The sequence below is a fragment of the Shewanella nanhaiensis genome, from assembly GCF_019457885.1.
Lineage (GTDB): Bacteria > Pseudomonadota > Gammaproteobacteria > Enterobacterales > Shewanellaceae > Shewanella > Shewanella nanhaiensis.
In genome coordinates, this window is record NZ_JAHZST010000008.1 from 127,305 (window position 1) to 148,665 (window position 21,361).

The 21,361-nt window shown below is 43.8% G+C and carries 18 protein-coding genes; 5 read left to right on the plus strand and 13 right to left on the minus strand.

Annotation, left to right across the window (positions count from 1 at the left end; all coding sequences use genetic code 11):
* Positions 1-17: 17 nt before the first annotated feature.
* Positions 18-593 (minus strand): outer membrane beta-barrel protein, encoded by a 576-nt coding sequence (locus K0625_RS12815; RefSeq protein ID WP_220110054.1) that lies wholly within the window; start codon positions 591-593, stop codon positions 18-20.
* 270 nt (positions 594-863) lie between these two features.
* Positions 864-1,490 carry an outer membrane beta-barrel protein gene (locus K0625_RS12820; protein ID WP_220110055.1) on the minus strand — a complete coding sequence of 209 codons (627 nt, stop codon included), beginning with the start codon at positions 1,488-1,490 and terminating at the stop codon, positions 864-866.
* A gap of 400 nt (positions 1,491-1,890) precedes the next feature.
* Between K0625_RS12820 and K0625_RS12825 the strand changes: the two genes are divergently transcribed.
* Positions 1,891-2,979 carry a branched-chain amino acid aminotransferase gene (locus K0625_RS12825; RefSeq protein WP_220110056.1) on the plus strand — a complete coding sequence of 363 codons (1,089 nt, stop codon included), beginning with the start codon at positions 1,891-1,893 and terminating at the stop codon, positions 2,977-2,979.
* Between the two features lie 63 nt (positions 2,980-3,042).
* Here K0625_RS12825 and K0625_RS12830 read toward each other — a convergent pair whose 3' ends face one another.
* The 4 genes from K0625_RS12830 to K0625_RS12845 all read right to left on the minus strand — a co-directional run bounded on the left by K0625_RS12830 (position 3,043) and on the right by K0625_RS12845 (position 7,138).
* Positions 3,043-3,393 (minus strand): hypothetical protein, encoded by a 351-nt coding sequence (locus tag K0625_RS12830; RefSeq protein WP_220110057.1) that lies wholly within the window; start codon positions 3,391-3,393, stop codon positions 3,043-3,045.
* A 267-nt stretch (positions 3,394-3,660) separates the two neighbouring features.
* Positions 3,661-4,584: a 1-acylglycerol-3-phosphate O-acyltransferase, YihG family gene (yihG, locus tag K0625_RS12835; protein WP_220110058.1), complete on the minus strand. Its 924-nt coding sequence runs from the start codon at positions 4,582-4,584 to the stop codon at positions 3,661-3,663.
* 7 nt (positions 4,585-4,591) lie between these two features.
* A complete protein-coding gene (yihG, locus tag K0625_RS12840; protein WP_220110059.1) occupies positions 4,592-5,497 on the minus strand; it encodes a 1-acylglycerol-3-phosphate O-acyltransferase, YihG family in 906 nt (301 codons plus the stop codon).
* Positions 5,498-5,614: 117 nt separating this feature from the next.
* Complete coding sequence (locus K0625_RS12845) at positions 5,615-7,138, minus strand: YifB family Mg chelatase-like AAA ATPase (protein WP_220110060.1); 1,524 nt, start codon at positions 7,136-7,138, stop codon at positions 5,615-5,617.
* 261 nt (positions 7,139-7,399) lie between these two features.
* On the opposite strand from K0625_RS12845, the gene K0625_RS12850 reads away from it, so the two are divergent.
* Positions 7,400-8,356 carry a glucosaminidase domain-containing protein gene (locus K0625_RS12850; protein ID WP_220110061.1) on the plus strand — a complete coding sequence of 319 codons (957 nt, stop codon included), beginning with the start codon at positions 7,400-7,402 and terminating at the stop codon, positions 8,354-8,356.
* Between the two features lie 205 nt (positions 8,357-8,561).
* A complete protein-coding gene (locus tag K0625_RS12855; RefSeq protein ID WP_220110062.1) occupies positions 8,562-10,991 on the plus strand; it encodes a PKD domain-containing protein in 2,430 nt (809 codons plus the stop codon).
* Positions 10,992-11,213: 222 nt separating this feature from the next.
* Here K0625_RS12855 and K0625_RS12860 read toward each other — a convergent pair whose 3' ends face one another.
* Entirely contained in the window at positions 11,214-11,873 is a 660-nt protein-coding gene (locus tag K0625_RS12860; RefSeq protein WP_220110063.1) for a glutathione S-transferase family protein, read from the minus strand.
* 112 nt (positions 11,874-11,985) lie between these two features.
* Here K0625_RS12860 and K0625_RS12865 point away from each other — a divergent pair, with 112 nt between their 5' ends.
* Positions 11,986-12,831, plus strand: coding sequence for a LysR substrate-binding domain-containing protein (locus K0625_RS12865; protein WP_220110064.1), 846 nt, complete (start codon positions 11,986-11,988; stop codon positions 12,829-12,831).
* Between the two features lie 50 nt (positions 12,832-12,881).
* Here the strand turns inward: K0625_RS12865 and K0625_RS12870 are convergent, their stop codons facing one another.
* Together K0625_RS12870 and K0625_RS12875 are read right to left on the minus strand one after the other, a co-directional pair.
* Positions 12,882-14,429 (minus strand): thioredoxin domain-containing protein, encoded by a 1,548-nt coding sequence (locus K0625_RS12870; protein WP_220110065.1) that lies wholly within the window; start codon positions 14,427-14,429, stop codon positions 12,882-12,884.
* A gap of 86 nt (positions 14,430-14,515) precedes the next feature.
* The gene (locus tag K0625_RS12875) at positions 14,516-16,177 is read right to left on the minus strand and encodes a pre-peptidase C-terminal domain-containing protein (protein WP_220110066.1); all 1,662 of its coding nucleotides are present in this window, start codon (positions 16,175-16,177) and stop codon (positions 14,516-14,518) included.
* A 255-nt stretch (positions 16,178-16,432) separates the two neighbouring features.
* Here K0625_RS12875 and K0625_RS12880 point away from each other — a divergent pair, with 255 nt between their 5' ends.
* Entirely contained in the window at positions 16,433-17,458 is a 1,026-nt protein-coding gene (locus K0625_RS12880; protein WP_220110067.1) for an AraC family transcriptional regulator, read from the plus strand.
* A gap of 10 nt (positions 17,459-17,468) precedes the next feature.
* Here the strand turns inward: K0625_RS12880 and cyoE are convergent, their stop codons facing one another.
* From cyoE to cyoB, 4 genes are read right to left on the minus strand one after another with little or no spacing between them, the layout of a single operon-like run.
* Positions 17,469-18,401 (minus strand): heme o synthase, encoded by a 933-nt coding sequence (gene cyoE / locus K0625_RS12885; protein ID WP_220110068.1) that lies wholly within the window; start codon positions 18,399-18,401, stop codon positions 17,469-17,471.
* A gap of 10 nt (positions 18,402-18,411) precedes the next feature.
* Entirely contained in the window at positions 18,412-18,747 is a 336-nt protein-coding gene (cyoD, locus tag K0625_RS12890; protein ID WP_220110069.1) for a cytochrome o ubiquinol oxidase subunit IV, read from the minus strand.
* Entirely contained in the window at positions 18,747-19,379 is a 633-nt protein-coding gene (gene cyoC, locus K0625_RS12895) for a cytochrome o ubiquinol oxidase subunit III (RefSeq protein ID WP_220110070.1), read from the minus strand. The genes cyoD and cyoC overlap by 1 nt, the downstream gene beginning before the upstream one ends.
* On the minus strand, positions 19,376-21,361 hold the full coding sequence (gene cyoB / locus K0625_RS12900) for a cytochrome o ubiquinol oxidase subunit I (protein WP_220110071.1): 1,986 nt from the start codon (positions 21,359-21,361) through the stop codon (positions 19,376-19,378). The genes cyoC and cyoB overlap by 4 nt, the downstream gene beginning before the upstream one ends.

The following is a 21,361-nucleotide window of genomic DNA, read 5'->3' on the forward strand; positions in this document are numbered from 1 at the left end:
AATAACCAGCAATCAGCTTAGAAGCGGTAATCAACACCCAAGTATACCTGCTGGGTATCGTTGAGAGAGAACTTAGCTGAGTAATCTGTATCAGACGCTGAGACATCGTAGTCTTGCTTTAAGTAGCGGTAGCCGATCTCAGTACTAAGTTTGTCATTGATCTTATACATAAGACCCGTTTGACCACCCCAAACAAAAGTATTTTTTGAACTCAACTCATCAAAATCAGGGCTAGTGTGGTTCATACCTGCTGTTGCACCAACAAACCAATTAAGCTTGTTACCTGCATCTAAAGGAATAAGGTAATCATATGATGCTAGGAAACTCTGCTGCTTTGCAAAATCGTCTGAGTTATATGAGTAAGTACCATAGACTCGATTGTTGTCATTTAGGTAAGTACCAACACGTAGCTGGTAACTCATATCTTTCTCTTTTGCCTTGTCTGACTCTGTTTTACCAGCTTCAGTCTCTTTTATTTTATAGGTGTCTTGCTGATAACCAACTGCGCCACCGACGAACCAGTCTGCTGCCATACTTGGTGCTGAAATTACTGTTGCCAAAACGGCTGCGACTGCTAAAGATTGCTTTTTCATAATATTTCTCACTTTTGAATCGTGTCAGGAGTTGTTTCGTTGAGGGCATAGTAGGTGGGGCTAGCTGAATGATAACTGAATGGCATAACCGTACGGAATTCCACACTAATTAATTATAAATGGCGTGTTACTGCTGTTTTGATTTTGTTGATCATGTTTGTTTTGTGATTCATTCTTGTTGCTTTTAGGGGGGTAGCTAGGTTGGCAGCTTCTCTCTTTTGCTCATAAACGCAAAAAGCCCCTGACGGGGCTTTGTTGATAACAATCAGTTTAGAAACGGTAGTCTAGGCCAAGGTAAACTTGCTGACTGTCATTAAGAGAGTTGTTAACTGTAACGTTTGTCGATGCTCCCACGCCATTAGAGATGCTGAACTGGTTTGTTTCATTCACATCTTGTCTTAGGTAGCGATAACCAATCTCTGTGCTTAGGTTGTCATTGATCTTGTACATTAGACCTGTCTGACCACCCCAAACGAAGTTGTTGCTTGAACCGATATGATCTGTGCTAGGGCTTGTGTGATTTACGCCTGCAGTAGCACCAATAAACCAGTTTAGTTTGTTGGATGCACCTAAGCCCACTAAATAATCATATGACATCAATACGCTTTGTTGCTTAGTGTAATCATCTGAGTTGTAAGAGTAAGTACCGTATACACGGTTGTTATCATTCAAGTAAGCACCGGCTCGTACTTCATATATTGCATTTGTGTCATTATTTTTCCAGTAGTCGGTTTGAGCATTAAATCCTGGGTCGACACTGTCTCCTGCTGTAGATGATGATTTGTAAACGTTTTTCTGTGAACCGACCGCTCCACCGACAAACCAATCTGCTGCCATTGTAGGGGCTGACATGGCGGTTGCTAAAAGGGCTGCTAATGCTAAAGATTGCTTTTTCATAATATGCTCTCACTCTTTGAATAGTAATTGAATCTGTTTCGTTGAGGTCATAGTAGGGGGGATTTGCTGAATGATAACTGAACAGAGGATTGCTATAAGTTATTGTATCATTTAGTAAATACTTCCTGATTCAGTTGTTTTGTTTTTTGGTTGATTACCGATCCTTATTGTTATTTTTTTGTTTGTTTTTGGTGGGTCGGCTCTATTTTATGCTCTTATGATGGTTTTAGAGGAGGAGTGAGAAGGAGGTTTTGCTCAATAAGAGTTAATAGCTAAGCAGATAGAAGTGTTAACCGAGTTTACAGTTTCATTTTTGAAGATATCGTGGCTAGTCCCCGTTTTACTTGACTTTATTATGACCACTGATAGGCTGCTCAGTCAGTAATTAAGGTGGTATGCAATGCAAATAAATTATAATTTAAAACCTGCGTTAGAGCGCCGTACTGAGCAGTTCGAGCCCGAAACTAATGTTGGCTTCGGCAACCTCAGAACCGATCATATGTTTTTAATGGATTATCGCGACGGGGAGTGGTGTGATCCAAGGGTTGTTCCCTATGGGCCTTTTGAAGTTGCACCTGGTGCAATCGCCCTACATTATGGCCAGTCAGTGTTTGAAGGTGCTAAAGCTTTTCAACATGATGATGGTGAGATCTATACCTTCCGTTTAGATAAGAATGCCGAGCGACTTAATCGCTCTGCCGATATCTTATGTATTCCGAGTTTACCTGAGTCAATGCAGCTTGCTGGTATCAACGCCCTAATTGATGTTGATAGACTCTGGTTCCCGATGCAAGAGGGAGCATGCCTCTATATCAGACCTTTTATCTTTGCGACCGAAGATAGGTTGTCAGTTAGCCCAAGCCAAGCTTATACCTTCTGTGTGATGTTGAGTCCGAGTGGCCCCTATTATGCTGATGGTTTCGATAAAGCGATTCGTTTACTTATTAGTGAGCGTTTCCATCGTGCGGTTTCTGGTGGAACGGGGGCATCTAAAGCGGCGGGTAACTATGCTGCATCACTGAAGGCGGGTAAAGCCGCTGCTGAATATGGTGCGGCTCAGGTGCTATATCTAGATGCTACCAACAAGCAGATAGAGGAGGTGGGCGCGATGAATCACTTCCATATTCTGAAAGATGGTACAGTGATTATTCCAAGTTTTACTGACACAATTCTTAAATCTATTACTTCACAATCCATATTGGATCTTGGAGATATTTTAGGTTGTGAAGTGCGCCAAGAGACAGTGATGTTAGATAAATTCATTAGCGATATTGAGTCTGGTGAAATTATTGAAGCGGGTGGCTTTGGTACCGCTGCCGTTGTTTCACCTGTGGGTTCCTATATCTTTGAAGATAATAGGGTGGTGACTGTGGGCGATGGTCAAGTTGGTGAGCATACTCGACGTTTATATCAGGTGTTGACTGATATTCAGAAAGGGAAAGTTCAAGGCCCTGATGGCTGGATGCAGCACGTAGTTCGCACAGTTTAACTATCTATCTTTTAGATATAAAAAAGGCGCCTATGGCGCCTTTTTACTGGCTACTACTTAAGGTTAGCCTTGCCCTATGAACATAGAAGCTGTAACAGCTTGCTTTTCATAGTTAGCGCTCGTTGCATTGAACTCTTGCTTAGAAAACTCAGCAATTTGGCTTTCACTTGGATTAAACCCTGTCTGGTTTCCACTCAATTTGAGTGCTTTTATTTTACCTTCTGAATTAATTGTGAACTGTGCAGTGAAAGAGTGTTGCACCTCATCGTCAGAAAATATTGACCAATCTAATACGCCATCTTTAACTACCCAATACAGACCTAGCTCAGCCACATCAATATTTGATTGAGTGTCTCTTTGTGTTTGTACTAGATTCGCGCAACCGCAAAGGATGAGTGATAAGCCACTAATCATTATAGTTTTGCGTATGGATCTACCCTTAAACGAATTTTTTATCATAATTATTATTTTTATATTTTTAACGAGCTAAATACTAATAACATATTGTTAACATGTCTAGTGTTTAATCAAGTGAAGTGTTCGCGTGTTGGATGAAAAGCTGAGGGAGATTGATGATTTATTGTTATAAATAGGGAGCTTACTGCTTTTTTATAAGGTATTGAAATCAGATTTTGTTTCAATACCTTAGCTAAAGAGGAGGATAAGAGGTGTAAAAGTTGACTACTCTGGTTTGTCCTCTTTGGCTACACCGTGCTCTAGCATCACTTGGTGTATCTGCTCATCTTTCTCTTCCCATAATTGGTTTAACCAACGCTGGAATTCGACGCGATAAGGGGCTTCAGAAAAGTAACGTTTATTGTCAACTTGCGGAACAGGCAATACCTCAATCTTGACGATGATCTTCTTTATTTTGCCATGCATTACTTCAGAGAGTGGATCTGACTGAGCTTCTGGATAGACTAAGGTGCAGTTGAGCAGATGAGTAAACTGCTCTCCCATAGCTGAGAGAGTAAATGCGATACCCCCCGCCTTAGGCCTTAATAGATAACGGTAGGGAGAGTCCTGACGAACTCGCTTCTCCTCGGTAAAACGACTGCCCTCAACATAGTTAATGATAGAGGTGGGCATGGTTTTAAACTTTTCGCAGGCACGGCGGGTAGAGATAAGATCTTTCCCTTTTAGTTTGGGATTCTTTTTTAGTTTCGCTGGGCTGGTGCGGCTCATAAAGGGCATATCCAGTGCCCAACATCCTAAACCTAAGAATGGAACAAACATCAGTTCACGTTTAAGGAAAAACTTGAGCATAGGGATATTGTTACGCAGTACATAGGTTTGTACAGCGATGTCGAAGCCACTAAGGTGGTTACTGATAAGCAGGTACCAGCTATTTTTATCTAAATTTTCTAATCCCTGAATATCCCACTCTATATCGGCAAGGAGATAGAGGATGCCGCCATTACATGTCGCCCAAGCCCACATGCATCGGTTCATTATCTTAGTGAGTAGGTTTCGACCAGTAGTAAAAGGCACAAACAGTTTGATGATGCCACCTATGCTAATCAATCCAGCCCATACCGTGGTATTAATGACTAAAAGCAGTGAGCTCATCAGGTATAGTAGTGAAGCGGGTAAAAAATTTAGCATTGTACAGTTACACCTTCTGTTTCACTTGGTTGTCTTGCGCTAATAGATCCAGCATCTGGTCCTTCTCTTGCCAAATTTGGTTCAGTTGCTCTTGGAATGCGATCTTAAAATCTCGGTCCTTCATATAATCGCCGCGCATCTCATCTGGGATCTCGGTGACTGTGATATGCACGCGAACCTCTTTCACTTGGCCGCTAATATACTCCCAGTAACTTGGCACCTTCTCTGGGTAATAGATAGAGACATTTACTAGTTTATTAATATGCTCCCCCATTGCTGACAACGCAAAGGCAAGGCCACCGGCTTTGGGTTTTAGCAGGTGCTTAAATTGAGAGTTTTGCTGTTGATGTTTCTCCGCTTTAAACCGAGTTCCCTCAACAAAATTCATCACGCTTACAGGTTTGCTTTTAAATTTGGCGCACGCTCTACGCGTGATCTCAATATCTTTACCCTTAAGTTTAGGGTTCCTCCTGAGTTGAGCCGTGCTATAACGGCGCATAAATGGGAAGTCTAATGCCCACCAAGCTAGCCCTAAAAAGGGCACAAAGATAAGCTCCTTTTTAAGAAAGAACTTTAAAAAAGGAATTTTACGGTTAAGCACTCGCTGTAAGATTAAAATATCGACCCAAGATTGGTGGTTGGCAATGACCATATACCACTCTTTTGGAGTTAACTCTGCATTACTGTGTAGGTCAATTTTTACCGGGTGAAAAATACGTTCAATGACACCATTGATCGAGATCCAAGCGGTTGCACAGTTATCAAGCAGAGAGGATATTGCAGTTCTAAGTGCCGGAATGGGAATTAATTTAATCGGGCTTAAGAGGACGATGGGGAGTACCCAAAACAGCGTATTGACGACCCAACAGACAAAAGCCAAAGAGCCCCTGATTAAAGACAAAATTCCACCCACTTAACATCCCCCGATACAAATTGGAGACTTATACTACTCTCAGTAGGGCTTTTGCTCAATGTTGATGTGTCGGATTGGTGAAATTTTCATATTTTTAAAGGGATAAAATATCTTATATTAATAGCTAGTTTTAAGACTATTTAACAATCTATCCATAGCCCGATAACCCAATGCCTGGGCGATATGATTTCGCTCTACGTTCTCACTTTGTTGCAGATCTGCAATGGTGCGAGATACCCGCTGAAGTCGATGAAAGCTGCGTATCGATAGGTTTAATTTATTCACACTTTGCTCTAAAAAAAGTAGATCTGCTTGCTTAAATCTTCCCAGATCTTTGAGCTGTTTACCGCTTAATTCACTATTGAGCACCCCTGCTCGGTTGAGTTGTCGCTCTCTAGCAAGTTTTACTCTTTGTGCAATGGTTGAACTGGTCTCTGCATTCTTGTTCTCTTGGGTGAGGGCGCCAGCAGGAAGTCTGGGAACCTCAATGGTGAGATCAAACCTATCGAGGAAGGGGCCAGATAAGCGAGATAAATATCTCTGGATCTGATCTGGTGTCGCTCTGGCATTATCCAAGTCGCCACAAGGGCTGGGATTCATGGCGGCGATTAGTTGGAAGCGGCTGGAAAAGGTAAGTTTAGCGGCTGCACGGGAGATCACTACCTCACCAGTCTCCATAGGTTCTCGCAAACAATCGAGCACCTTGCGCGGGAACTCAACCACTTCGTCTAGGAAGAGCACCCCTCGGTGGGCTAATGAGATCTCACCAGGTCTAGGAACGCTGCCTCCACCCACAAGTGAGATGGCAGAGCTGGTATGGTGTGGGTTTCGAAAGGGGCGGGTGTAAAACGCATTAGGGTGGATCTGATGTCCGGCAACAGAGTGCAGTGTTGCGACCTCCAAGGCTTCATCATAGCCAAGAGGGGGCAACAGCTGCATCATTCGGCTGGCGAGCATACTCTTCCCAGTACCTGGTGGGCCAAGTAACAGAATGTTATGGTTGCCAGCTGCGGCTATCTCTAATCCATGCTTTGCATGGTATTGACCAATCACCTCGCTAAAACAGCTCTGATTCTCCTCCTTCTCATGTTCAATCCATTCAAGTCCTGATTCAATACCTGGGAGTCGAGACTGACCATGAAGATACTCACTTAACCCTTGCAGATGAGAGGCAAAATAAACCCTGTTATAACCAACAAGCTCCGCATCGGCGCGGTTTTCTAGTGGCAGCACTAAATTGATCGCTTGCTGACGGGCCTCGACAATAACAGGCAGTAAGCCCTGGCTTTGTCTTATATGACCAGAGAGGGCAAGCTCTCCGACGAACTCATGATCCTTAAGTGCTTTTTCTGGGATCTGCTTCGAGGCGACCAAGATCCCGATGGCAATTGGAAGGTCATAGCGGCCTCCCTGCTTAGGAAGATCGGCAGGGGCAAGATTGACTGTGATCCTGCGCATGGGAAACTCAAAGCCTGCATTAATAATGGCGCTGCGCACCCGCTCTTTGGCCTCTTTGACTGAGGTTTCAGGCAAACCAACGAGATTGAATGCAGGAAGACCGTTACTCAGGTGAACCTCAACGGTGACGGAGGGAGCGTCCACGCCTTTGCTGGCACGGGTGGCGACACAAGCGATGGCCATAAACAAATCCTTTTGTTTAATAGATCTGCTGCGCATCTCTATTTATATCGCAATGCGATGTTATTAAAGTTATTTTTCTTAAGGTTTCAAATTTAAAGTGTAGCAGGGGAAAAGTTCTCTGGCTTAATACTGGTGGATATTTCTCTGTCTAAATCTTTGTACTTGGTCAGTATTGTATTTTAGGTAAAATGGTTGGAGAGAAGGCTTGAGACAAACGAATGTTTGGCTTATTAGTTTTAAGTAATTGTGGAGTGAATAATTATGACACCTTTCCGTCCCCTCAGCGCTTTGCTGTTCATTGGTATTTTTTTTGTGGCGAATGCTGTTGCTGGTACTTCAGACCTTGAGCCATCTCCTCTGATGCCAGAGCGAATTGAGCATCCTTATGCCGATGTTAAGAAGGAGAGTACTCTGTCGGGAGCGGCCCAGCTGAGCAAGTTTTTTGCGCAATCAGGGTATAACCTTAAGACAGTTAAACAAGACAATCGGGTGCCTGAGCTATATGTGATAAACCTTCCTGATGATCTTAATCAGCAGCCTGTTGAGAGTAAAATTAACGATTTTGTGCGCTTGTTGTTGCCTAATGTCTTAGCGGTTAATCAGCAGATCTTGAAAGTCAGGCAAAGCCTTATATCGATGGCCAAAAGGCCTACAGAGAGTTTGACCGCGAAGGAGACTGTGTGGCTACAGGGCTTGGCGAATGACTACGGCCTTAAAGAGCATGATGTGAAAAGTGACAAGAGTAAGGCGGTAGATATTGAACTGCTTCTGCAACATATCGATGTGATCCCCACAGGCATGGTGTTGGCTCAAGGGATAGATGAAAGCGGTTGGGGAACCAGTCACTTTGCAATACTGGGGAACGCGCTTTATGGGGAACATCTACCTCAAAGTGGTGGTAAATATCTGACCACACCAGGGGGGCACGTCAAAGTTGCTGCTTTCGATAGCTTGTACCAGGGAACCGCTGCTTATATCTATAACCTTAACTCTAGCCGTGCCTACCATGAGTTGTGGCAGTTACGTCAGCAGCTGCGTGTGCAGGGAAAGCCCGTTACTGGATATGAGTTAGTTGGGGCGTTAGTGGATTACTCGGTACGTGGTCAAGCCTATGTGGATAACCTGCGCAGTCTTATCGAGCATCATCATCTGGACAGTTATGATAACGCCAAATTTAACTCGGCAGAGGTCAGTCAGTTAATTAGATTTAAACACTAATTTACTCATAATTTGGTTGTTACGTGTTTTTTACGATGTTGTAACGTTTTTGGATTTAAATTGGATACATGAATGTGTAGTATGAGCTGTTCATAAATAAAGCGTAGGTTTGTAAATCTAATAGGAGACTAATGGAAGCTTCTCTTTTTAGATTGGTTCTCTGACCTGCAATTTTTAAAAACAATGGATTATAGGATAAATAACCATGTTGAAGAAAAGTCTAGTGTCGTTATTTGTTACCAGTGCTTTAGTGAGTGGATGTGGTAGCTCTGACGATAATGAGCCTCAAGTTGAAGTAAAAAATACTGCCCCCACACTAAGTACCAATTTTACACCTGTAATAGAGAAGTCTGAGTCGACGCTATCAGTATCTGCGAGCGATAGTGATGGCAGTATTGCGAGTTATTTATGGGAACAAACTTCTGGTCCTGAATTAGAGTTAACTGGCATAGATTCGGAGCAAATTAGTTTTACCGCTCCTATGGTATCTGTAGATACAACAATTAGTTTTAAAGTGACGGTGACGGATAATGAAGGTGCTACCACTTCGGTAACTGAGGGCACCAATATTGAGCGAATTGAAAGCATCTATAAACTTGCTGGCAAGGTTGTTGGTGAGCAATATATAGGTGCTAAAGTCACTGCGGCTGTCGGTGAGGAGTCTGTAGAAGGTCTAGTAGACGATGCTGGCAGCTTTACTCTCGATCTCGCAGTTGATGATGATGTTGCGTTAAATTCAAGTGTTAAGTTATCAGCAAATGGTGAAACATTATTAGGACTTAGCTCTTTGCTGCCTTCATTAGAACAATTAGGTGGCTTGATTGTTGATGCGCAAGCAAGTCAAAAACGTCAAAGCGTTGCTTCCCAAGCTGCACAAACACTTGAAAATACTCCTACCATCTCAGTATCTGCAGTATCAACGGCATTATATAGTCTTCTCGTTGCTGCTAATGGTGGTGAAGAGCCAAGCAATATAGAGGTGTTTGAGTTGGTTGAAAGTCAGGTTGACCCTGATGCCTTGATTGAAGCGGCTGCAGTAGTGCAGATTCTTATTAATAGTGATGACGCAATACTCGAAGACGGAGCCGATCTAGTCGCGGTTCTTGCCGACCCTGTACAGTACAATGCGCTGGTTGAAGCGATTGAAGAGACGACGCCAGGTGCTATTGAGGAAGCAGTTGATGCAGTTGTTGCGGATCCTGCGTTAACGCCACCGGTTGAAGCGGCTGATATCCCATCTTTATATTATCGAACCTCTCCAGTAGCGCCGACTTTTATTGCTCGTGGCGGTAATCGCTATGAGTTTGCTGAGGATAATACAGGTGAGGTTGCGACAAGCTATGGGGTCTCATCGTTTACATGGTCGTTAAATGAAGGTGACATTATGCTGACTTATCTTGAAGACCAAGGCAGTGTTAGTTATCCAAGTGTCGACTCAATTGCAGGACTTACTCAAGAACAGATAGACAAAATACACGACGTGGGTATTTTTCAGGTTGAAGTGACAGATGAGAGACTTACTGAGCGTATGACCCGTTTGACAACAGGGTCAGCTTTAGATACGTATCGTATAGAAGTGGTAACTCGAGTAACTATGTCTCCCATCGAGCTCGATACTGAAGTGATTACTATTCCTGCTTGGGGAGATACCTACTCTTCAGATACTTTAATGCGTAAGTCGGCTACGGGGGGCGTTGAGTTTGTCGATGCTGATATTGCCGGTTTATGGGGTTTTGAGGTTTATAATAACGAAGGAGTAAACTCTCTCGGTTCTGCGGCTACTAACCATTTTGAAGTGTTGGAGTTTCTGACCGATGGCAGTGGCACGAGTAAAGATAGCGGAGTGGAGTTTGATTGGTCTGTATCCAATGGAGTTTTGACCATAGTCTTTGCTGACTTTAGCCAAACATACTCAGTTATTGACAGTAACGAAGGTGACTTGGCGATATACTCTGAAGCTTCAGATAATGATGGCAAGCTGTTAGCGTCACTATTTGGCTATGGAACTCAGTTAGATGCAGACATAAGTTTTACTGCTGAAACGGCAGTAACAGGGGCAGAGCAATATTGGCAATCAATGATAAATCAGTGGACAGCCAGCTCTTGGGATGGTGACAAACTGAATTTTTGCTATGACACGGATAACCTTGATTGTACTAGTTGGGGCAGTGTATTTTTTGGCTTCCAAATTTTAGACGACAGTTCAGGCACTCGTTTTTATGACGTAGAAGGTACGCCGCCTAATCTTACAAACTATTTTGGTAATGAACTTAGTTGGGCTGTTGAGGCTAATGGAAAGCTTAAACACACCTATGTTGATTGGAAGTGTTGGGATAAAGATGAGTCTTGTCGTAATCGTCAGTGGCGCTTATTGAAAACAGTTGATGGTCGTTTAGGTCAGCGTATTTATGTGCAAGAATTTGACCAGCTTAAAATTAATTCAACTGATGATTGGGAGTATTTTATTGCACCACGTTGGAATATGTATGAGTTAATTGACTTAGAATATTTTAATGATGTTAATACTGCTCAGTCGAATACGGCAACTAAGAGACAGTCGAGTAGCAAACAAGCTATAGCTAGTGTTGAAAGAACCATTCTTGAGCCAACTAAGGCTGCACAACTCCATCATTAAATTTTTAAAGGTGGAAATATTGCGTAAGTAATATGTTACAAAGCCAAGCCCTTTACTTAATTGTAAGGGGCTTTTTTATGGCTGATAGATATATCCGTTTAGGATAGACACATAGTGCTGTGTTTTATCCTAATTGGTGGCCTATGAAATAACTTTGGATTGAATTAGTGAGCCATCAAATCAGGAAACGCCGTTAAACCCCAGATTCAACGTTGTGGGCGCTTAAAGCTCAACCCCTGCTTCATCCTCATCAACTATCTCTGTTTCTTCAAGTGCCGCAGCTACCCACTTTTGCATCTCAGGGCTCTGTGTTAGGTGTTTCATATACCGGCGTGAGCCGTCAGATACAGCGACCCCATAGGTGTGAAAACGCATTACAACGGGAGCAAACATCATATCTGTGATGGACCAAGTGCCAAATAGCCAGCATCCTGTATTGTCTGTGTCGAACTCATTCATCTGCTGTGACCAGATGGCATCGATACGCTGAATATCTTTTTTAGTGGCTTCGCTGAGTTGGATACAGCGGGTGGCGCGAATATTCATCGGTAGTTCATTGCGCAGAGCATTAAAGCCAGAGTGCATCTCGCAGGCGAGGGAGCGGGCTTTGGCTTTTTGGGTTAGATTTTCAGGCCAAGCGGAACCAGACATATAAGCATCATTGATGTATTCACAGATAGCTAACGAATCCCACACTCTGATGTCGTTATCGATTAAAGCGGGGACTTTCAAGTTGGGCGAGATCTCCTTTAACTGCTGATAGAAGCTATCAGTAAAGAGCTTTAGTTTGAACTCACTAAATTCTACCCCTGATTTTTCTAGCATTAACCAAGCTCTCAGTGACCAGCTAGAGTAGTTCTTGTTGCCGATGTAAAGTTCCATATAATCTCCTTTTGATCCGTTACTGTTTTTACTATATGGGCTTGTGTTGGTGCTGACTAACGAATAGATTTGATGTTATCTATCAGTAATTCGAATGGGTAAGGCTGAGAATATGGATATTGATGCTTTAAGGAGTTTTATCGCTTTTGTGGAAACCGGCAGCTTTACTCGCGCAGCGAAACAAACACATAAAACACAATCTGCAGTCAGTATGCAGATGAAGCGCTTGGAAGGGGAGTTGGGTAAAGGTCTGTTTGAGAAGGAGGGGCGAAACTTAGTGCTCTCTGTTCAAGGGCGGCGCCTAGCACTTTATGCAAAGTCTCTATTGCAGCTTCATGATGAAACGGTAGCGGCATTAAAATCATCAGATGTGAGGCCTCGGTTACACCTTGGTTGCCCAGATGACTATGCTGACTCTATTTTGCCGTCCATCGTTAAGTTGTTACATAGCTATCTGCCAAAGTTAGATCTGCAGATCACTTGTGCTTCCAGCTACCTTATCAGGATGATGTTAGACAGTGGGGAGCTTGATGCCGCCATAGTGACTCGCTTGCCTGATTCTGAAGAGGGCTATCTGCTGACAACCGATGTGGGTGTGTGGATAGGCAGTGAAGAGGTGGATATTACTGCCCAAAATCCATTGCCTATTGTGCTGTTTCAAAAGGATTGTAAGTTTCACTTAGCTGCGATAGATGGTTTGATGAAACTGGGTCGAGAGTACAGTTTAATGGCCTCAAGTAGCAGTGCTACAGCTATTAAAGGTATGGTTAAACAAGGGCTCGGGCTTGGCGCTATGGCAAAATTGAGTGCGGGCCAGGATTGTTGTGTTATCGAGTCTGAGAATTTACCGCCATTGCCAAGCATAGGTATTGCGCTGGTTATCTCATCCCGTGCTCACTCTCCTTTGTCGGCTGAATTGGCGCAGCAGCTAGTAAAAGGATTTGCTGAAATGACATAAGCTGGATATATGGGTATAAAAGGGCTCTCGATAGCGGAGCCCAAATGCCGTTATTGTTTCGTTTTGTAATCAAAGCGTAGGGGAAGACCCTCCCTCATCACTAACAGGGTGATCTCATTTTGACCGAGTGCGTCCCATAGGGGATTTGCGCCTTCATGTACCCATTGGTTGTTGGCTTGAAGCACCACATCTCCAGATTGAAGCCCTAAGGTTTTATAAAACTCATTTCTGTCGATATCTGTTAGCTTTAGCAGGTGGACCCCTTCGATCTGATGTTCTGTGGCTTGAAAGTGTTGAGCCAGTTTCTGCTTGTTTTGCAGGTGTTTTGAAAGCCAGTCTCTAGATAGTTGCATCTTGGCCGTAGTGGGCAGTCGCTCAAACCTTTGTGCTTGAGCACTGCTAGGCTCTCTACTGACAGAGCTGTCTCGTGATGAGTTGTTGGCAGGAGTAATACTGACCGTGGTGCGCTCATTTTGACCTTGGCTTAGTCGTAGAAACTCTTTTTGGCCATTGTTGTTGAGTAGTACTCGTTGTGGCTCAATGGCAGTTAAGGTCACATCTGGATTTACACCACCTTTGCTTACAAGGTTTAGGCTATCGCCATGCTTATACTCGGTCAGTATTTGGTTATTAAGATCTTGAAGCTCAGCTCTTGAATCTTGTGTAGGATCTTTGACTGAAGTCGAGACTAAACGAAGGGGAAGAGTCGTGGGAATTGGCAGGCCTAAACGGATCAGCTCCTGATTGATGTAGTAACCATAGCCATCAGCAGTATTTGCGCCTTTAGTGTACAAGCCATTGACGAACAGAACCGGCACATTGCCAAGGCCTAGACGCTGGGCTAACTCTTGGTCTGAGTCTAACTTGTCCTGATATTGGTTATGATCGATACATTGGCTAAAGCTTTTGCTATCGACACCAAGTTGATTGGCGATGATAAGGTAGCGCTCTCGGTTGAGCTGATTGATGTTGCTATATAGCGCCTCTTGATATGCCCATTGGTTGCCTGATTCTGCTGCGCAGAGGTTGGCATTCGCTGCCGCTTTGCCGTAGCGATGAAAGGTTTGTGGTAGATCGTAAAAGACTAAGTTAATGAGTTGGCCATAGCGAGCCTCTAGCACTCTGAGTTCGGGTTGTAGTCGAGCGCAGTGTGAGGACTGAAAACTGCAAAACAGTGAGAGTTTTACTGCTGCATCCGGGTCCCCTTTTATCGGCTTATTAGTATCTGGTAGAAAAAACCTTGGTGCGGCAGGAGGGGTTAATAGGATCTCTACGTGGGGCGCCGATGATTTAGTGAGTTGCTGCTCTACTTTTGAGGCAACTGCAGTTTCCAGCGCGGCTTTTCTTAACTGGTATTTATGCCATTCAAGATCGAACAGTTTTAATTTTATACTGCTATCTATCTGCGTCATTAAAATGGGGGCATTGTCTATGGTTGCGACAATTCGCTGGTGATCTTTCCCTGAGGCGATATCAAGCTGTTTGCTGACTTGGTGTTCACTTTGCTGAGTTAACGTAAGCTGAGATTGCTCAGAATCGCTGCAAGCGACCAGTAGTAGGGCAAGAATCAGGCTGAGATAGAGGGTAGATCTTTGCATAGCGTTGAACCTAGACTAAATATGAAAAAACCATGGGAACAAGATTGAACCCATGGTGTACTGACACTACTTAATACTAAAAGTGATTACTCAGGCTTATCAGTATTTGAGTTCCACATCAGCTCTGAGATAAGTGTTTGTGTTGCCACATTGGGGTGGAAGCAATCGCCACCATTGATGTGAGATGCACCGAACTGGAAAGTACCGCCAGAGGGGGTGGACTCATCAACATATTCAGCGACAACCTCAATACCGTTAGGGTTTTGACCATTATTGTTGCTATTATATGCAGTGGCTTCTTCGGCAAGTATCGCGTTATAACGTTTTTGTGCTGCAGCGACGCCAGCTATCCTTGATGCCAATGATTCACCGTTTAACGTACCAGATTGGGTCACAATTGAGCATACATCATAGCTGCTCCAGATAGATTCACAGTTGATATACTCATCGCCTGCTTGCTTATCTAATCCCGCTTGGCGTATATCTTGAACGCGAGGGACACTACCGAGCAGAATACTTGAACCTTCAGGCATGCCAGATACGAGTGTATTTAATCCAGTACGTATCGCTTGACGCCACTCATCATCGCTGTAGATAGGGTCACTACAGTTTGATGGGTCAACACAATCACGACTACAGAGGTCGTTACCACCAAAAAGCAGTTCAACGTGATCAGGTGTTGGTGTTTGAGCAACAATGGTGTTGGCCTGAGCGGCGAAGCTTGGCTCTGATCCATCTTCACGAATACCAGTTAACTCGGCTCCCGTTGCAGCGCTGTTGTTGCTGTTGATTGAGCTGTCGAGCACCTTGTAACGGTCATGAACGCTGGTGACCGAGGAGCTTGAACCATCAAACCAAGAGTGTTCAGGTTGATCGCCACCCGCTAGACATAGCAGTGACCACCACGAACTATTGTAGGTACAGTCTGCACCAAAGGCGCGGGTAATGCTATCACCGACGACGGCGATATTAGCAACACCTGCTACTGGACCTGGCGGAGGAGGTGTTCCACCTTCATTGTAATTTCCAACCAATGAAACACCGCTAAAGCTTGAGTAACCATTCATCATCACATGGTAAGTACCAGCCTGTATGTTGCTGATGGTACAAGTTTCGTTATTACCGCTTTTATAGGGGCGACAATCGTAGGTTCCGGTTGTCGCTTCTGCGCCAAATCTGACATAGAGATCCGCATCTCCAGTGCCGCCAGACATCACGATACTAAGATCTTGTGCTCCAGCAGGAACTTCAAAGGTGAACAGAAGCTGTTCCCCACTAGCGCCTGTTAAATTGTTTAGCGCCACTGAGTTTTCTAATACGCCAGTGTTTGAGCCAGGTGGTGGTGTGGTGCCTGCTTCATCATAACTAGCTGTCAGGGTGAGGGCTGAATAAGCGGAGTAGGCTTTTAGCATCACATGATATTCGCCATTTTGAACATTAGCGATATCACAGGACTCACTGTTGCCACTGTTGTATGGTCGGCAGTCGTAGCTTGAGCTAGTCGGTGCACTACCAAACTTCACATAGAGGTCGGCATCACCACTACCTCCAGCGGTATTAAAGTTTAAATTGGTCGCGCCTTCAGGGACAGTTAAGGTGAAGAAGGTTTCGCTTCCCGATGTTCCGCTTAAGCCACTTGCTGGTGTCGCATTTTCTAATACCGTTGCAGCTAATGCGTTGCCAGATAGCATTAACATATTGAGCGCTAATATATTCTTGAGTTTGTGGTTCTTTATTAATCGTTTCATAGAGCCTCGTCCATTATTCCCCAGAGTGATAAGTTTTGTTTTTATTATTAATGTTAATTTTTTTAACGATATTTAACCTAGCAAGAATAATGGGTGAGCAATACGCAACCTGAGATAAATGGCTCAAAGGGCGACAAAAATATCTCTTGAGTTTACTTTCTTTGTGAGTATTGCATTGGATAGAAAGTTCTGTGATATTGGCTCATAACAAAATATTAACAGCAGCAGTAATGGAAGATTGGATAGAGGTGTTTAGTGAAAAACCTAATCGTTTCTCATAACTACTTTACCCTGATATCTGGTTATTTAAATAGAGTAAAACAGCAGTATTCAGGGACAGATAGAGCGTCAAATCAAAAGGAGAGTGATCCGTTAGAGGAGAGATCTGTATATCTTATTGAGGATATAGAGAAGCTTATTGTGCAGATACTGTCGGTATCCGATGACCTCTCCTTTGGTTTGGCATTAGGGGAGAATATCCACCCTTCAGATTATGGTTTAGTTGGGTATGCTTTAATGAACTGCCCTGATTTGAATACCGCATTAAGTTTATCCTCAAAGTATAAACCTGTAATGAATCAAGCTTTTGAATCTTGTTTTATTCAAGGAGAGCGAGAGTCAAGTTATCAGGTTAGGCCTAAATTTGATGAGGCCTATCTAACTTCACTCGTCGAGCTGGATTTTGCTTCCGGTATTCAGCTTGCTAAACTGCTGGTGGATAAACAGGATCTACCCAAACTTAAGTTGCAACAAGTTAACTTTCAACATGGACCTTTGAGCAGCCCCTCCGATTATCAAAGAGTGTTCAATTGTCCGGTTCATTTTCACCAAGAGAGAAGTGAGATCATTATTGCCAATAGTGTGCTGGCACTGCCTGTACGCTCTGCTAATCCTGCAATATTGGATATGTTACTTAGAAAAATAGATAAAGCGGTTAAGTCCTACTCCTTGGGTCAGTCATTTAGCAGTAAAGTGATCAGCTATGTCTCTAAGCATCAGCAAGATATCCCCAGTGCTAAACAAGCGGCCAGTGATTTTAATATCAGTTTGAGTACACTAAAAAAACACTTGATGTCAGAGGGGCGAAATTACTCAGAGATTTGTGATTCGATTAGAAAAAACATGGCTATTAAAATGGTGACGGATCCTAAAACCCAGATAAAAGCTATCTATTCATCCCTAAACTTCTCTAGCTCCAGTGCGTTTAACCGTGCCTTCAAGCGTTGGACATCTATGACGCCGACTGAGTATCGGCACAAGATGAGTTTATCGTCAAAATAGTTAAAATCCGCTAATTTGCCAAAGTGAGTAACGGTGTCTGTACCACAAGCTGAAAATCCATTGCCATAGCGATACTTAAAGCTGTAATGGTTACGATAGAGCCACCAAACACTTGCCTTGCCCATTGATTAAGGTTGATATCACGTCGATAACCTTTTAGTGCTATTCCAAGCCACCACAAGCTGGTGGCACAGGTCACCGCCATAAAGGCAATACCTGTGTAACCAGCTAAGGGAAGCAAGGCGCTAACCAAAGCAAAAACAGCAATATAAAGAATAATATGCAGCTTTGCCTTAGTCATCCCTTCGGCAACCGGCAATACAGGAATATTCGCTGCGGCATAATCTTTATATCGAAAAATGGCAATAGCATAGGAGTGCGGCATCTGCCATAAACTAAACATCAAGAGTAAAATCCCTGCGCCAATATCTATCTCCCCCGTGACAGCACAATAGCCAACAACAGGTGGAACGGCCCCTGAAAAACTGCCGACTAAAGTGCCATAAACAGAGTGACGCTTCATGTACAGGCTATAGATCCCCACATAAACCAGATAACCAAGCCCAGCAAATATCAGAGCAATCTTATTGGTAAATATGGCCAACAAACTAAAGCCTGCCACGCCTAGCGCGACACTGAATAGCAGCACAGAGTAGATAGATATCTCCCCAGTGACCGTTACCCGCTTACGGGTGCGCTGCATCTTGGCATCAATATCTCTATCAATACAGTTATTAAGGCCGCAACCCGATGCGACAACTAAGGACAAACCGACTATCGTCATCGACATCAAGGTCAAATCTACATTACCTTTGGCGGCAAGAAGAAACCCACCAGCGACAGAGATCAAATTTCCCATGATGATGCCAGGCTTAACCGCCTGAACATATCCTTTTAAACGTGACAGCCATTGCTTAAACATAAACTGACCTTGAATACCCATAACCGTCTCTCTACATCATCAAATCGTTGGCAGCGTAAATAATCCACACTGACAAGCCCACCACCATGACAATAATCAATGCGGTGAATAGAAATGAAAATGTATTGAGTTTCCCCTCTTCAGAGAAATCCAGATGCAGGAAGTACTTTAGGTGCACCACAATCTGAACTATCGCCGTCACTAGCACTAAAGCTAAGGTGATAGGTGTATCAAAGTGATGTGTGATCACAGCCCAAAATGGAATGGCGGTTAGCACCACCGACATAATAAATCCCACAAGATAGGACTTAACGCTAGCCATTAGATCTGCTGAACTATGGCTATCAAGCGTATCGACTTGACTCATCACATGGCCCCCAATAAATAAACCACAGTGAATACACAGATCCACACAATATCCAAAAAGTGCCAAAATAGGCTTAAACAGCTTAAGCGAGTAATACTGCGCTTATTCAGCCCCGTTTTGACAACCTCAAGCATCATAATCGCCATCCAGATAAGTCCAGCGGTGACATGCAAACCATGCATACCGACTAAAGCAAAAAAAGATGACAAAAATGCACTGCGCTGGGGCCCGTTGCCCTGTTCAATAAGATGGTGGAACTCATAGATCTCCATACCAATAAACGCACAGCCGAGGGCAAAGGTGATCAATAACCAGATCAAGGTCGCTGCTCTCTTCTGGTGCTTAGCGCAGATCAAGGCAAAACCGAAGGTTATACTGCTGACCAACAGAGCGGCAGTTTCGATTAACACAAAGTTCAATTCAAAAATATCTTTACCAGAAACACCGCCATCTGTATTCATATACAGCACGGCATAAGTGGCAAATACCGACGCAAACAAGATGCAATCGGTCATCAAATATAGCCAAAAGCCCAGTAAGGTATTGTCACTGGTATCATGGTGTTCATCACGATTTGCCAGAGGCTCACCCGTATGAGCTAGGTCTAAATCGGCTCGGATAGCAATACTCATATTAGCCCCCTCGCAACTTTATCTAAGTGCGTATTTTCAATTTTGGCCACTTCATCAGGTTGAACATAGTAATCATGGTCATTACTGTAGGCTCGGAAAAGAAACACCACAAAGGCGCCTAGCATGCCAACAATTGCCAACCAAAGAATATGCCAGATAGCGGCAAAACCAGCCGCAGTAATACCTATCGCCATCAATATTCCGCTGGCAGTATTTTTAGGCATATGAATTGGCTCGTAATTATCATGACGCTGATAAGCCTCACCTTTCTCTTTCATGTCAGTAAAACAATCGATATCTGACACATGAGGATCTTTGGCAAAGTTGTAGAACTGAGGTGGTGAAGAGGTTGACCACTCTAATGTGTGACCATTCCAAGGATCGCCCGTGGTATCTAAGTTCTGCTCACGGTCACGGAAGCTCACATAGAGTTGTACAAACTGCAGTATGATCCCTGCAAAAATAATAAAAGCACCAACCGCGGCAAAATAGATCCAGAAGTTCCAATCTGGATTATCGGTGTGGCTGATACGCCGAGTCATGCCAAGGAAGCCAAGAACATACAAAGGCATAAAGGCGACGTAGAACCCCACCTGCCAGCACCAAAACGCCGCTTTACCTAGACGCTCATTAAGCTTGAAACCCATCGCTTTAGGGAACCAGTAAGCGAAGCCGGCTAAGTAACCAAATACGGCACCGCCGATAATGGTGTTATGAAAATGTGCGATAAGAAATAAGCTGTTATGCAGTACATAATCGGCGCCAGGTACCGCGAGTAACACTCCCGTCATTCCCCCTATGGTGAAGGTCGTCATAAAACCTAAGGTCCATAACACAGGCACAGTTAAGCGCAGACGGCCACGATAGATGGTAAATAGCCAATTAAATAGCTTAACCCCTGTCGGGACCGCAATAACCATGGTCATCACACCAAAGAAGGCATTGACGTTTGCACTCGACCCCATGGTGAAGAAGTGATGTAACCAAACAATAAAGCCTAAGATAGAGATGGCACCACTCGCCCAAACCATAGATTTATAGCCAAACAAACGCTTAGAGGTGAACGTTGAAATCACTTCGGAGAAAATACCAAAGGCAGGCAAGATCAAGATGTAAACTTCCGGATGACCCCAAGCCCAAAACAGGTTGATGTACATCATGGCGTTACCGCCACCCGCATTAGTAAAGAAATGGAAGCCCAGATAACGATCTAAGGTTAGCATTGCCAATACAGCGGTTAAGATAGGAAAAGAGGCCACGATCAAAATATTGGCCCAGGTGCAGGTCCAGGTAAAAATAGGCATCTGCATCAACTTCATGCCCGGTGCACGCATCTTAAGTACGGTCGCAATAAAGTTAACCCCAGTTAAGGTCGTCCCTATACCGGAGATCTGCAATGCCCAAATATAGTAATCGACCCCCACTCCCGGACTAAATGACAATTCAGACAGCGGCGGATAGGCTACCCAACCCGTCTTTGCAAACTCGCCTAACCCCAGTGAGATATTAATCAGCACAGCACCAGAAGCGGTAAGCCAAAAACTTAAGTTGTTCAGAAAGGGAAAAGCTACATCTCTAGCACCTATCTGCAGCGGAACGACTAAGTTCATCAGACCTATCATAAATGGCATCGCCATAAAGATAATCATGATCACTCCATGTGCGGTGAAGATTTGATCATAATGTTCAGGAGGCAGATAACCCGCAGCACCATTGATCGCCAGAGCTTGCTGTGTTCGCATCATTATGGCATCGGAGAAGCCACGAATGAGCATCACCAAAGCCAGCACAATATACATGATACCTAAGCGTTTATGATCGACTGAGGTGAACCAGTCATTCCACAATACGCCCCATTTTTTATATTTGGTTATCAATGCCGCAATGATAACGCCTATCACAGCAACGACCGCTAAGGTCACCATAATGATAGGTTCATGGTAGGGAATTGATTCTAATGTTAATTTTCCGAGAAAAGACAT

Coding starts and splice junctions, on each gene's coding strand:
- K0625_RS12815 (WP_220110054.1), bottom strand. CDS start 593: ATGAAAAAGCAATCTTTAGCAGTCGCAGCCGTTTTGGCAACAGTAATT.
- K0625_RS12820 (WP_220110055.1), bottom strand. CDS start 1,490: ATGAAAAAGCAATCTTTAGCATTAGCAGCCCTTTTAGCAACCGCCATG.
- K0625_RS12825 (WP_220110056.1), top strand. CDS start 1,891: ATGCAAATAAATTATAATTTAAAACCTGCGTTAGAGCGCCGTACTGAG.
- K0625_RS12830 (WP_220110057.1), bottom strand. CDS start 3,393: ATGATTAGTGGCTTATCACTCATCCTTTGCGGTTGCGCGAATCTAGTA.
- yihG (WP_220110058.1), bottom strand. CDS start 4,584: ATGCTAAATTTTTTACCCGCTTCACTACTATACCTGATGAGCTCACTG.
- K0625_RS12845 (WP_220110060.1), bottom strand. CDS start 7,138: ATGGCCATCGCTTGTGTCGCCACCCGTGCCAGCAAAGGCGTGGACGCT.
- K0625_RS12850 (WP_220110061.1), top strand. CDS start 7,400: ATGACACCTTTCCGTCCCCTCAGCGCTTTGCTGTTCATTGGTATTTTT.
- K0625_RS12855 (WP_220110062.1), top strand. CDS start 8,562: ATGTTGAAGAAAAGTCTAGTGTCGTTATTTGTTACCAGTGCTTTAGTG.
- K0625_RS12860 (WP_220110063.1), bottom strand. CDS start 11,873: ATGGAACTTTACATCGGCAACAAGAACTACTCTAGCTGGTCACTGAGA.
- K0625_RS12865 (WP_220110064.1), top strand. CDS start 11,986: ATGGATATTGATGCTTTAAGGAGTTTTATCGCTTTTGTGGAAACCGGC.
- K0625_RS12870 (WP_220110065.1), bottom strand. CDS start 14,429: ATGCAAAGATCTACCCTCTATCTCAGCCTGATTCTTGCCCTACTACTG.
- K0625_RS12875 (WP_220110066.1), bottom strand. CDS start 16,177: ATGAAACGATTAATAAAGAACCACAAACTCAAGAATATATTAGCGCTC.
- cyoE (WP_220110068.1), bottom strand. CDS start 18,401: ATGGGTATTCAAGGTCAGTTTATGTTTAAGCAATGGCTGTCACGTTTA.
- cyoD (WP_220110069.1), bottom strand. CDS start 18,747: ATGAGTCAAGTCGATACGCTTGATAGCCATAGTTCAGCAGATCTAATG.
- cyoC (WP_220110070.1), bottom strand. CDS start 19,379: ATGAGTATTGCTATCCGAGCCGATTTAGACCTAGCTCATACGGGTGAG.
- cyoB (WP_220110071.1), bottom strand. CDS start 21,361: ATGTCTTTTCTCGGAAAATTAACATTAGAATCAATTCCCTACCATGAA.